Consider the following 13,392-nt stretch of genomic DNA (forward strand, 5'->3'; position numbering starts at 1 on the left):
TTAAGCTTCCCCTTCACTGCTGATCAACCGTGAGTACACCCCCTCTACTTGCCACAATTCCTCATGAGTACCTCGTTGCACTACCTTTCCACATTCAAGGACGATGATTTGATCACAGTCACGGATCGTGCTTAATCGGTGTGCAACAATCAGGCAAGTACAGCCACGTCGCCGCAGATTCTGGTCAATAACTTTTTCCGTCTCAGAATCCAGGGCGCTGGTAGCTTCATCCATAATCAGGATTGAGGGATTGTTTACCAAAGCGCGGGCTATTTCTAGTCGCTGTCGTTGACCTCCACTTAAATTGGCGGCTCCTTCAATCAGTTCTGCATCAAATCCGCCAGACATAGAGAAAATTACATCATCAATGGCAGCATCTTTACTAGCCCGTACTAGATTTTTGTCTGGTACTGTGGTATCCCATAAAGTCAAATTTTCCCTAACAGTTCCGCCAAACATTAAAATATCCTGCTCCACCAAAGCGATGGAGTTAGTTAGTACTGATTGCGGAATCTGCTTTCTAGGTATTCCATCAAAGCGAATTTCTCCCTCGCAAGGTTCATAGAGTCCGCTTACTAGTTTGGCTATGGTAGATTTGCCAGAGCCACTCCCGCCTACTAAAGCTACTCGCTGTCCAGGCTTGACCGAAAGGTTAAAGTTTTCAATCAAAGGCGGATCTAAGCGGCTATAGCCAAATGTTACATTCTCCAGCTCGACGTATCCTTGTAATCTGGACAGAAAAGATGAGGGAGGATTTACTTCCTCTGCACAAGCGCTCCCCTGCACAAGCGCTCCCCCACTCTCCTGTTCCCCTACCTCATCAATAGGGTTGTCCAACACATCGTCTAGGCGAATCAAATTGCCCTCCATTTCTTGGAGAGTACTGCCGAAGTTGACAAGATTGCTAACAGGCAGCAGAAAACTCTGCATTAGTCCTTGAAAGGCGATGAGCATTCCGATGCTGAGGTGTCCATCTATTACTCGTAAACCACCTACAACTAATAAAGCCATTGATGAGAGTGAAGACAAAAGTGTAGGTAATATTGAGAAAGTTTGGTTTGTTATCCCCAGTTCTTGCTGGGAATTGATCGCCTTGGTGTAGTACCCTGACCACCGCGAAAAGAAATCTGATTCCAACCCTGATGCTTTGAGAGTTTCTATACTTTGGAGAGCGGCTATCGACGCACCCGCAGCTTTACCATACTCTTGGATTAATCGCTGATTAGCATCGACGCGCTGACGGGAGATCCACTGCAAAGTTAAGACATTTACAGCAGCAAAACTAGCTACTAATAAAGTCAATACCCAGTCATATTGGAGCATGACTAAGGCGTAAAAAATTACCATCACCACATCAATGACTGTAGTCGCCAATCGCCCCGAAAGCACATCAGCAACTTGGTCGTTGAGACTGGTGCGATTACTAATTTCACCTGCAAACCGTTGGGCGTAGAAGCTAACAGGTAAGCGCAGGATGTGCCACAGAAAACGGCTGGACATTCCCACAGACAGCTTGACTTTCAAGCGGCGCAGATATCGCAACCGCAGCAGGGTCAATACTCCTTGGAGGACTACTGCGATCGCCATTGCTAGCAACAACGGACGCAACCAGTGCTGCTGTCCTTGCACTAGGATTTCGTCTACAAACACTTGACTAAATACTGGTACTGCCAGCCCGACTAGTGTTAACAAAAATCCTGCAACCAAACAGTAAATTAATACACCAATAGCGCCCTGTAACCGTGACCACAGTGATAGAATTAGGCTGGGTTTACGACCCCCTTTGGTGAACTCCGGCCCTGGTTCCATGACCAGCACCACTCCGGTATACCCCTCGTCAAATTCCTGTCGGGATATCTTTCGTGGCCCACTGGCTGGGTCATTAAGATAGACCCAACTAGAACTAAATCCCTCTGCTACCAGGAAGTGGTTGAAGTTCCAGAACACAATATAGGGAGGGCTTAAGTCTGAAAGTTGATCCAGTTCCTTTTTAAAGCCTTTTGCTTGGAGTCCATAGCTTCTAGCAGCTTTGAGGACATTAGAAGCTTTGCTACCATCGCGGGAAACTCCGCACTCTTGACGCAGTTCTGGTAGAGGCACAATCCGACCATAGTAACCCAAAATAATTCCCAGAGCAGCGGCACCACATTCCACTGCCTCCATTTGCAAAAGCGTGGGTGTCTTTACCCGCTTGCCTGGATTTTTCAGCAGGTTTTGCAGATACTGTAAAGGATTAATCGGTGCCACTAATGAAGGATTAGTAGATACCACTGACAGACCTCAGAATAGGTAAAACAAATGTAATCGGCGATCGCTCTTCCACCTTGACTCGCACAGATGTAGTTGTTCCAGAAGAGATTTTCAGCTGCGGGCCATCAGAAGAAGACCACTTGTAGCCGCTAAAAGTGGTAGAATCTGGCTGCAAGTCAGCAAATACTTGAATAACAGCCTCTTGCTTCTCACCTATCAGACCTGTCACCACTTCGGGATTGCCCACTACACTAGCGGCTGCTTCTCTGGTAATGGGAAATGGTGAAACAGTGGTAATCTTACCGACAATACCCCCAAAGCGTTCCCGTTTCACGGTTTGCGGTGTAATTTGCAGCGTCATACCTGGTTGAATTTTCTTGCCCTCTCCAACCGGAAAATAGGTGATGCCAACCATTTTGTTAGATGAAGTTTCCGCATCTATACTCCCTAAACGGGTTCCAGCATCAATAACTTGTCCAGGACTAACAGTGATTTCTAGAATACGTCCTGAGTGTTGAGAGATAATCTGGCTGTTATTGCCTAGTTGTTGTTCGAGTTTGGCAATCTCTCGCTTGACTTCTTGAATCTCGTTTTTGCGGGTAGTTACAGTTTGCAGGTCTTCTTGAGCTAAAGTGGCTGCTTTACTATTTTGTTCTTGCAACTGGGCTTGGATGTTTTTGATTTCATTCAGGTTTGAGAGATATTGTTGTTGTGCATCTGCTTCTTTAAGGTCTAGTTGCTTCAGCTGAGATTCAGCTTCATCAATGCTTGCACGCGCATTGTCGTATTGTTGCCGCGCTTCTAACACCACATCATCAGGAATTGCCCCCTCTTTTAATAGCTTCTGGCGGTTTTCTAGTCTCTTTTTATGAGTAGGAAGTAGCCCTTGGAGTGTTTGTAAGCGTCGCTGTAAATTTAGGCGATCGCGCTCTATTGACACAAGCCCTTTCTCCCTCAACACAGGTGTCAAATCCTGCACAATTTTTAGTCTTTGCTGAAGAGATAAGCGTTGCTCTTGGATTGCCTTTGTGTCAAGCTGCTGACGCTGCCCTTGTAACAAGCTGGCGTTACGATCCTGTCCCTCTAGTTGGACTAGTTTAGCGCCTGCTAGTTGTAATTGCTTACGCAGGTCAACTTGGTCAACCGTTGCCAGTACGTCTCCCTTCTTGACCACATCCCCAACATTAAAATTCAAAGCAAGTAACTGTCCTGCACTTTTCGATTGCAGTGGCATAACGTTACGTGGATAAATCAGTACCCCTTGACCCTCCACGGTAATCGGAATACGTCCATAGATACTCCAGACCAAGGCAACTATTACCAAGGAACCCATGGTGGTTAAAGGTAGCCAGCTTTTAGGGCTAACCACCTGCATTAATTGGTCTAGTCTTTCAGGTGAAGATAAACGCTCTAATGACTCTTTTCGGAATAAATTTTGCTTCTGCTCGACCATTTAGGATGCCTCGACAATCACTTGTACTGAAAAATCTCCCTTTTTCTGTAGCTGTTAGACATAGCAAGTTCTTTAAACAGGAATTTACAGCACTTTGCAAGTAAATGAAGTACATATCTTAAAATGATAAATTTTGTGGGGTGGGCATCCTGCCCGCCCTTATGTACCTACTTCAGATGAAATATGCTGTATAACTACTTTGTAGAAACCGTAGAAAACCCCGATGTTTCTAGAATGGTGCGTCGCTCACGCTTGTTGCAACGGAAAGCATCGGTATTAACATACCCACATCAATCATGGCTTTTCGCTTTGAAATTGGCTTAGTTGTGGCGGGTCGTCATCTAAAACTCCTCGTTGAAACATCAAATTTAAAGAGTAGAAAGTATCAGCCGTAGAGACACCTAAACTCTCAAACAAAATAGCAATCTCTTGTGCAGTTTTATTACTCTTGAGGATGACCTCTCCTAGCTCCTTTATCAAGGGACGGTGACGGAACTTAAGCGTTAAGAACCGAGTAGAAAGTTTAAAACCATCAATGAGGTTCTCGTGTATCAGATCGCGTCGAAAACGGATGCGATCGCTTTCTCTGACTGACAAAGGCATATGATTGGTAATCATCCTTTCCAGTAGAACCTTGAGGTCATTGATATCTGCAAAAGTTCCTTCATCGTAAACTTTATAACCATTAGGCCATCGCTTTGAAGCCTTACAAGGGCTAATCAATTTAACGCTGCGCTCAACCATGTTGAAGAAAAATCCTGTTACACAAGCAATAGTTGGTTGTGCTAACTCATCATCCGCTTCTTGATTTGTCTCATGTGCCTTTCTTTGTTTCTTCTCCAAGGCTCGCCCTGCCAAGGCTTTATTCATGAGAGACTCTTTATTTTGCATGACTAGTCCCACATGAACTAGCTCTTCAGGAGTAAATTCTTCGTACAGGCTATCTAAAATTTTGAGGGAGAGAATCGAGAATCGGTGATGGGTGAAACCTTTTGTTGCTGAAAGTTTCAGCAGCGAACGCGTGCGTGCCGGATTTTTCATCGATTGAGCAGTTGTCGTTTGCGGAAAAACTCCCAAAATTTCGTGAAAGTCGCTGACAAATTTTTCATAGTCTGGATTGTCAAATGGATCAGTAGCCCAGTAACAAAATCCCGACCCTGCTGCTGCACCAACAATCTCTTTCATCAACTCCAGCACTTCTTGCCATAGCTTGGCATTTTCGGCACTGTAATAGAAGATATCGCCCAAACGTGGTGCCGATATCCCGCAGAACCAGCATCCTACAGAACATCCTTTGCTAAGTTCAAAACAAACGGGAGCATGGACAATTTTAGCGTTACCTGACTTGGAAATTTCACTGTCATTACGAGCCATCTGTCGTTCTCGCCAGACACGAAATCTCGGATCGCTTTCAAAAGTTATATCAGGAGTTGTATCGCGCCACCGACGCATCCACTTAGTGACGGCATTGTTGTAATCTAAGTAATGTTGGATAGACAAAGGAAATGGCTTGCCTTCAACTTGTTGACTCTCAACGAATTCTTTGTCCAACAGCCATCTGATTGCTTCCGGATCTATTTTCAGGTTGTACCGAGCAAGAGTTTTTTCCGGTTCGATAGTGATATTTTTTCTAAAATCTGGGTCGGCTTCATATCTTTCTTTAAATCGCTTGATTTGACTGAGACTTTTCAACTCTTCTTCACTGAGTACCATCCACTTACTGAAGATTTCTTGCTCAAGACTTTTATCTGGTCGGGTCTTTTTTAAAGCTAACTCTAAAATTTGTTTAGTCATGTTACAACCTCAATTAAAATTTTGCTGAACTAATACTCAATAAATACTTTGGTGCTAGGCTTCACTCCCACAGCAGCACTGACGGCAGTAAGTTGGGATGAGCTAAACGTAGTAGTTCGTAGCCAATGCCAGTTGTCCCGATATAAAAACCAGGGCTGTATGTATCTCCCTGAACTTTGTCATTGAATCTGAAAAAACCTGTTTGTATGGCTCTAGTCACCATCCAAGCCGCCTGTTTTTGAGCATCTGCGATTAACTCAGGTCGCGATAAGTAGTTTCCTGCCGTTAAAAGCAGGTCTATTCTGCCGGAATTGCCGCAGCAACAGTGGTCTACCCCTTGCCAACTAACCTGTTGCGTGGTCTTTAAGGCAGTTTCTATGTCCTGCCGGACTTCAGGGGTATCTAGAATTCCTAAACTCCCTAAGCGGGCAATGCCAATGCCTAGGGCACCATGACACCAACTACTTGTGAAGTTGGGTTTGCCCCCACGGCTGACTGAGTTTCTCAAGTCTGGCCAGTTGCCTGCTTCTGGGGAAAAAACGCTGCGTTCATAGGCGATCGCTTCGGTGGCAGCTTCCAGAAAACAAGCATCCCCGCTAGATTCATACAACCGTAGTAAGGCGTAGGCAATGCCAGCTGCACCGTGGGAAAAACCTGTCAGTAGCTTTCCACTCAAGGTTTTCCAGGCTTTGAAGCCGGAATCACTTGCCACACGGCAATCCAGTAAATGATGCCCACCTAGTATTGCCTGCTCCAAGACTTCAGGCTCCCCAGTCATTCGATACAAGGCCAGCAATCCCAAGATCGCACCAGCAGCACCTGAAATTACGTCATAGTTGCGATCGGTGGTAAGCCGCTCAGATGTCAGGAGGGCAGCAGCTTTCGCGGCATCATTCATTAGAGCAGGTTCATCTAGAAATTGACTGATTCGTGCCAAGGCATAGACGAGAGAGCCACACCCCACAGCGCCACCAATGCCAATCTGTTTAGCAATTGCTTGACTTGATTCACGACTCTGTAAATACTGACGCAGGGATTGCAAAGCCGCCAAAGCCAGATCCCGATATTCAGGGTCGCCTTGTACCTTAGCTAACGCTGCCAAGAACAAAGCGATGCCACAACTGCCGTCATACAGGTTATAACCCAGTGGCTGAAGTTGGAACCGTTCAACCTCTATGATGTAACCCAAAGCAATCCAGGTGGCGCTGCCATTGGGCGAGCGGATCGCCAGTTTTTGCAGATTGGTGGCGATCGCCACCGCCTGCAGCACTAGCTCTTTTTGGGTTAGGGGAGGCACATCTTCGATACTGAGAGCCAAATTTTCAGCTAGCAATGAACCGTCAAACTGAGTAGCGCTATGAGCATACAGTGAACCCCGAATGAAATTAATCTGTTGCTCTAAATCCTCCTTACTAAGTTGTTGGAAATGAGCAATTACCAGGTGAATACTGGGTTTGGCAAAGCATTTCTCAATCGTTTGGTTGGGAGCGATTGTTACAGTATCACTGTTGGCACTAGTGGTAAATAGCGGAATATCTAGTTGCTCCAACGCCTCCTGTTCTGCCTTTATAAGTTGCCACAAGTCCTGCTTGGAATTTGAGTAGAGTCCTTTGAGGTTGTCGTTCCAAAATTGTTCTCGGCTCAAAAAATCAAGCTGAATACTTCTATCAGCACCATCTCGTAGCATTTCGAGCTTCAGGGATGCTTCAAGAAGTAAGGAATAAATTTTAGTTTCCCGAAAGGGAAAGCGAACCTGCTGATGAGCTAGAGTAGCTAAAGGACCATCTGCCCCGAGGACGGTACTTTGATGTTCCATAAGGAACTGATACATTTGCCGAAATCCATCAACCACCTCTTCGAGATAGTCGTTTGGCGAGAGATTGACACCATCCAGAAATGGCACGTTCGCACGCGCTCGCCTTCGGTCATATTCATAACGCAGCGCCATATTGTCTGTGTTAATATTCTGCCATTTCAGCACTTTCAACGGTGTCTGCTGTTGCCTACCTCCCCCCAAACCAGAGGTATCGATACACTGTCCTGTCGAAACTAACAGCCATCTTGGCAGAAAAGCAGTATCCAACACAGAGCTATGTAACTGCTCATATGCCAAAGAATAAGCATCCTCATCACCAATTTTTCCACAGATGCGATGATTCAACAGCATCTCCATATCTATTGGGACGGGGTGTTCTCTGCAAGCAATTATATTGTCGTCAATAAAGTCAGTTCCTTTAAGAACATAAGCTAGGCACAGAAACATCCCACTTCGCTGATAGTAGCGACTCGCCTCTGCTTGATCTTTACAAGGCAAGTGTTCCACATACTCAACCCAACCATAAGTTGAGTGATTGATTGCTGTGAGTAACTTGAAGGAAAGAGGTGCGCCACGGTCATTTAACCAGGCTAGTAACTGATTATAGGCTTGTTCTATACCTAAATCCTTGGGTTTGTAAACCAGTTTCAAACCAGAGGCAAACTGGAGGGCGATCGCAGAACGTCCCTGTCGATGCTGATCAGAGAGACTAGTTTTAACCGCAACTATCTGACCTAGTTCGGCCTCTGCTGAAAAGATTTGCTGAATTTCTAACCAGTCTGATGCTAATCGTCCAAGAAATTCACCTGTAGCATCAACCCAAAAATCGGTGATCGTTGCCACCAAACGCGCCAACACAGGGTAGTCCTGAAAAAAGGACAGCAGTCCTCCGTTCAGCATCTCCTCGATAAACAGTTTGTACTGCTCATTGGAACGAGTGGTAGTAATTTTCCCTAGAGTGCGAATAAAAGCGGGTTGTTTCTGGTATTGAAACACCTTGAACCTTGTTGCCAAGGCTTGCACACTCAAGGTTGTCAGCGACTCTAAAAGAGTACGCTCTAAGGTAGCGTGAGCTTCTGCCGCAAGCATTAAGTAGTTAGTATCTGTTTGAGCGGTTAATTTATTTCTCGCTATATAGATAAATGGCAGCCAGATTTCTTCAAAAGGAAAAGGTTCTAGAGGGTTTAAAAATCGGTTTTCTTCTGCTATGAGACCTTTTTTTATGCTTTCTTTAGAAACCAGTGTCGTGGCTTTTATACCTTCCTTTAAAGTTTCTATCCAAGCGGGGAGATTTTGCTCGTCGCTAAAGCTGACAGAGCCAACAGCGCGGCGTGCTATGTTTAAATCTAAATTATCTAGGGCAAGACGCTGCTTAAATTTTTCCCAGTCACCTTCAGTGGCAACCTGACACCACCTTTCGAGTCTGGCGTTTACTATTTTTTTGTTTTCTGCTACTTCATTAAAAATAAAACTAGAGTCAAGACGCTCGTTAATTGTACTAGCTTTTTCAACTATTTTAATTAAATCTTTTTGAGAAAATTGCATCTTGCTTGTCGGTTCCTCTTACGTAAACAATCTACCGCAGACAATGGTGAGAACTGTGTCTGGGTTTATAGTAGGTACTTGGAAATCTTTTGCTCAAGAGGAAGCTTACTCCGAGTATGAATTATTCATCGGTACAAAGCTTCCTCCTCGCGGCTGTTAGGAAGGCTGTCTTCTTAGGATTTCAAGCCTAACAAAGTTTCCCCTGTAACCGCATTGTCACTATTATTATCCAGTAACCCCAACCCAACAATCGTCACTTTGACTAACTAAAACCCAGCAGCCACCAGCTACAGCCTCCAATTGCTTTTCGGACAATTCTTCGTCTACTACTGCTGGAGGGAGTACCAGGTAGATTTTTTTGTCAGTTTCCTCCAATACTTCAACGGTGATGTTGTTTGGAATCTGCTGTCCTAACTCTTGAGACAGCACAGCTTTGGGATTGGCGATTAGCTGTTTACGATACTCTGGATTTTCTAGAGATTTAGTAGCGATTTTGGCTTCAGTTTGTTTGCGATCTGACATGATTATATCTCCTAAAAATCTGCTATTTTCTGAATTTTATATAGCCGCAATTAGCGTCTACATTTATTAATTTATAGTTTGAATTATTTGATAACAATGTATATTTTTTGGGATCAACTCACAATTTTTTAGATAAATATTAATGGGGTTGAGTTACACCAAATTGCTTAACAAAAATAAAATTGAGCGTAGTATCTAACAACGCTCTGAAGTTGCAAACACTGTTAAACTTACTAATTTAACAGCATGTAATTTAGTAAACAATGCAGAATTATGTGGTAAATTACAAATTTTTAAAATGATGATTAGTGCTAAAATTGTTTTCTGTAGCTTAATTGCCTGAACTTCAAGCTAATACCGTTTTGCCAATCGATGTCACTATTATTCAATTTTACCAAAACAAACAGCATGTCTTTGAGCATCTTGCTCTTAAAAAGTTTGCGATGACGAAGTTGAGTGATTCTGTTTGAAAGCAGAATGGCGATCGCTTGATAAAATAGCGAAGCAAATCAACATCCTGCTACAATTAAACCGCCAAGTGACTTTTGAAAACAATCCACAATTTTTCGCTAAGACTATGATTTTTTTCGTTTTGCTTTGTGTCGAACTGAATTCGATTTTTCAGGCTTAAGGATTTGTTCAACTTTGGTGAAACTGGCGGCATGAATAACTGCCATTTTCGCCCACTACTACAGTCATTAAACTTTTTTCACAATTCTAGAACTTATGTAACCAAAATATGGTTACAATTTTAGATATCACAACATAAATGTTGCAAGTGAATATGGAAGGTGAAGCAGTCACAATCTGATTTCCTATTCTTCTGCTCAAACAAGCAAAACAGCTTAAAGATGGTGGGCAGGTTGTATTCAACTTTCTTTCAAACGGCTCAACATCCAATCAAATCTTGTTCCAGCCAGTGACATATTATCTAAAACATGAGAATCCAATTCATCCTCATATTCAACATTTTCATTCAGTGGCTGACCTTTGCTATAAATGCGTCTGCTATAACCAAGCCGATTGAACATTTCCTCTAGGCGATTTGCAAGCAGGGTAGCAATCACCCGATAAAATCGAGACGCAAAACCTATATCCTGCTGTAATTTTGCTGCTAATTGTTGTCGAGGAATTGACAACACAAGCGAGTCTCCAGTAGCCCTGACAGTTGCAAAAGGCAAACGGGTATCAATGAAAGCTGTTTCTCCCATGATTTCGCCCTTTGATAATCTCGCTATCTCTCGGCTTATAGTTTCGTCACCCTCTAAAACTGCAAAGGCGCGAGTTAAAGGATTGCGTTCATCCTCAGAAACAGAAACTGTCATTGTTCCATCCAGTAGGATATACAGCGCATCTACAGGCCCTCCCTCCCGGATAAGTACTGTGTTAGCGGTAATTTTTTGGCTAATACCTGTAGCAATCATCCAATCGATGTCACTATCATGCAATTGTCCTAAAACAAACAGCATATCTCTGAGCGTCTTGCTCTTAACAAGTTTGCTATCACCAAGTTGAGTGATTCTATTTGCAAGTAAAATAGCGATCGCTCGATAAAAACGGCAAGCAAAACCGACATCCTGCTGCAATTTTGCGGTCAATTGCTGCCGAGAAATCGATATTACCACCGACTTTTCAGCTGCTTTAACACTGGTAGGAGCTGGGCGGACATTAATAAAGGGGATTTCTCCTACTATCTCACCGCTTGATAAGCTAGCAATCTCTCGTCCTAATGTTTCACTATTCTCCATAGCTGCAAAAGCTTGATCGAGAGGATTGTTTACACCTTGCAAAACAGCAATTGTGAATGTTCCATCTAGTATGATATGTAGCGTATCGAGAGCTTTTCCTTGCTGCACAAGGATAGTGCCAGCGGGTATCTCCTTTTGATGACCTGTAGCAATCATCCAGTTGATGTCGCTATTACTCAACTCTTTAAGTAGAACTTCTGTCATAACTCATATCAATTTTGGTTCAGTTTTTGGATGCTCCGCTTGCCCCTTTGCCTCCTTGAGAGTTGTCGGCAATTGGTCTAGAATTTTTTGGATATATGAATGCGCCTCAGAGTCAGCCAATTCCTCTAATGTCAAATAAGTCAAAGCTATTAACATAATCGGTTGACTATTGAGAGTTCTTAACTCGCCTCCATGTTCAGCGTCAAAGTCCTCCAAATTCTCAGCAGCAGACTTCACCAATGCTTGCAATATCTTAAATGCGTCCTCTGAAAGCGGCGGTTGACCTCGGTAATTTTGCAATCTGCCTCCTTCTCGGTAATCTGGAAACGACTCCAGCCCCAGAAAGCGTAAAAACCAATCAGCCCGATAGTGTCCTATAGCCGCCACAATGCCTCTGTAGTCGGCAATCAGTTCGTCGAGCAGATTATTTCGCATAGAACCAAATAAGCGCTGTGTGAAGTAGTGAGTACATTCATGTTCCAGCCGAATGGTCAGGGAGATACGCCGCCATTCTACTTCCGAAAGTCCGATGTCGCTGGCTGAAACATTGCTATAGAAACCGTCACTCAAAATAATCAACCGATCTTGATAGAGCTGCTTTTGCGGGATTAGTCGCCCAAATTCCTCTAACCAACTACTTTCGGAGCAGTTACCAAAATTTTTAGCTGACCATTGTTGGCGATACTGGCGAATTCGATCCCAGTTGTTGAAACCAGTAACCATGCAAGCTCCCATAGAAGCAGGTACTGCTTTGGGTTCATTCCGCATTGTTATTGCCTGTACCAAAGAAACAAAATCTTCTCGGTTTTTGGTGAGCAAAACTGGGATGACTCCAGCCAAGCTTTGATGTAGGATCAACTGAAGTTGTTGGGGTTGCTGCAAAATCAAACCAGTCGCCTCGACCATACCATCCACTGAAACACCCTTACGAGTAGCAAAGCGGTATGCCTCTGTTTGGCTGATGCCTTCGAGTATGGGGAACTGTAACTGTACCAACTTGCTTGATAAAGTTTGAAAGACTCCTACCTCTTTGGCTGTAGCAGCGTATTCTTCCCAGGCGGGTAGATGAGCTTCAGGTGCAAGCGGAAACTTGGCGCTGAGTGTTAAAAAGCTGTGATCAAAGATGTTTTGATTGTAGGCAAGTAATTCCTCTGTCTCCAAGGCAGTAGCACCATAGGAAGCAAGTACACTAGCACGAAGTTGGTGTTGATTGCTCAAAAGCGATCGCCTCCTACTAATACCTTCTTTAACTCAACCTGATCCACAATCTGCTGAGCAATTTCTTGCACCGTCTGGCTAAACGGATAGTCAGCGTAACGCAGGCAAAACAAACCACTGCTGGCTAGCTGAATTATCTCTTCAGAAAGAGGTACAATACCAGCCACTGGAGTGTTGTAGATTGTCTCCATTTGTTCTCGCAGAGTGTTGAAATTCATTGCGGGTAGCACCTTATTAATTACCAGCAGCATTTTGTCCACTTTTAATTTTTTCGCCACCTCCACCGTTACCGCTGTACCCTGGAAGTCTTGGCGGTCTGGACGCAGGATAACGACTAAGATATCAGAGATCGCGATCGCCAGTAAGGTTTCTTCATTTAGTCCAGGGTGAGTATCAATCAACAAATAGTCTAGGTTCAGATAGCGGATTAAATCTTCAAAGCCGTCGTTGAGTTTGCCTACGTCATAACCCTCGCGCAAGATGCGGGAAATTTCCCCTGCCTTAATACTGGAAGGAATCAGGTAGAGCCTGCCATTAGTTACAGATGTCTCGTCATCAGCATTTAAAGTATGACTGACATCGTAGGCAGCATCTTTAATCATACAGCGTCCCCACAAGTAGTCATTGAGGGAGCGGTTCATTTTTTCCTCGTCTAGACCGAAAATAATATGAATCCCTGGTGACTGAATATCGGTGTCAATAATACCTACACGTTTTCCTTGACGTGCAATAGTAGCGGCTAAGTTTGCAGTTAAATTTGATTTGCCCGTACCACCACGAAACGAGTGAATAGATACAATTTTGGACATAATGTCATACCCCAGCTACGTCAGAACTTTGAT

At 43.9% G+C, this 13,392-nt stretch carries 8 protein-coding genes; all 8 read right to left on the bottom strand.

Features of this window, described 5'->3' with window-relative positions; translation table 11 throughout:
• The 8 genes from V7K89_RS30885 to V7K89_RS30920 all read right to left on the bottom strand — a co-directional run bounded on the left by V7K89_RS30885 (window position 1) and on the right by V7K89_RS30920 (window position 13,359).
• On the bottom strand, window positions 1–2,271 hold the full coding sequence (locus V7K89_RS30885) for an NHLP family bacteriocin export ABC transporter peptidase/permease/ATPase subunit (RefSeq protein ID WP_335194168.1): 2,271 nt from the start codon (window positions 2,269–2,271) through the stop codon (window positions 1–3).
• The gene (locus V7K89_RS30890) at window positions 2,258–3,703 is read right to left on the bottom strand and encodes an NHLP bacteriocin system secretion protein (RefSeq protein WP_335194170.1); all 1,446 of its coding nucleotides are present in this window, start codon (window positions 3,701–3,703) and stop codon (window positions 2,258–2,260) included. The genes V7K89_RS30885 and V7K89_RS30890 overlap by 14 nt, the downstream gene beginning before the upstream one ends.
• A 294-nt stretch (window positions 3,704–3,997) precedes the next feature.
• Complete coding sequence (locus tag V7K89_RS30895) at window positions 3,998–5,497, bottom strand: radical SAM family RiPP maturation amino acid epimerase (RefSeq protein ID WP_335194172.1); 1,500 nt, start codon at window positions 5,495–5,497, stop codon at window positions 3,998–4,000.
• A gap of 61 nt (window positions 5,498–5,558) precedes the next feature.
• Entirely contained in the window at window positions 5,559–8,858 is a 3,300-nt protein-coding gene (locus V7K89_RS30900; RefSeq protein ID WP_335194174.1) for a type 2 lanthipeptide synthetase LanM family protein, read from the bottom strand.
• A 225-nt stretch (window positions 8,859–9,083) separates the two neighbouring features.
• Complete coding sequence (locus V7K89_RS30905) at window positions 9,084–9,380, bottom strand: NHLP leader peptide family RiPP precursor (protein ID WP_335194176.1); 297 nt, start codon at window positions 9,378–9,380, stop codon at window positions 9,084–9,086.
• Window positions 9,381–10,249: 869 nt separating this feature from the next.
• On the bottom strand, window positions 10,250–11,332 hold the full coding sequence (locus tag V7K89_RS30910) for a cyclic nucleotide-binding domain-containing protein (protein ID WP_335194178.1): 1,083 nt from the start codon (window positions 11,330–11,332) through the stop codon (window positions 10,250–10,252).
• 3 nt (window positions 11,333–11,335) lie between these two features.
• The gene (locus tag V7K89_RS30915) at window positions 11,336–12,550 is read right to left on the bottom strand and encodes a DUF7005 family protein (RefSeq protein WP_335194180.1); all 1,215 of its coding nucleotides are present in this window, start codon (window positions 12,548–12,550) and stop codon (window positions 11,336–11,338) included.
• The gene (locus V7K89_RS30920; RefSeq protein WP_335194182.1) at window positions 12,547–13,359 is read right to left on the bottom strand and encodes a MinD/ParA family ATP-binding protein; all 813 of its coding nucleotides are present in this window, start codon (window positions 13,357–13,359) and stop codon (window positions 12,547–12,549) included. Before V7K89_RS30920 ends, V7K89_RS30915 begins: the two co-directional genes overlap by 4 nt.
• Between the last annotated feature and the right edge of the window lie 33 nt (window positions 13,360–13,392).

Origin of the sequence: Nostoc sp. (assembly GCF_036917515.1) — a bacterium.
Classification (GTDB): domain Bacteria; phylum Cyanobacteriota; class Cyanobacteriia; order Cyanobacteriales; family Nostocaceae; genus Nostoc.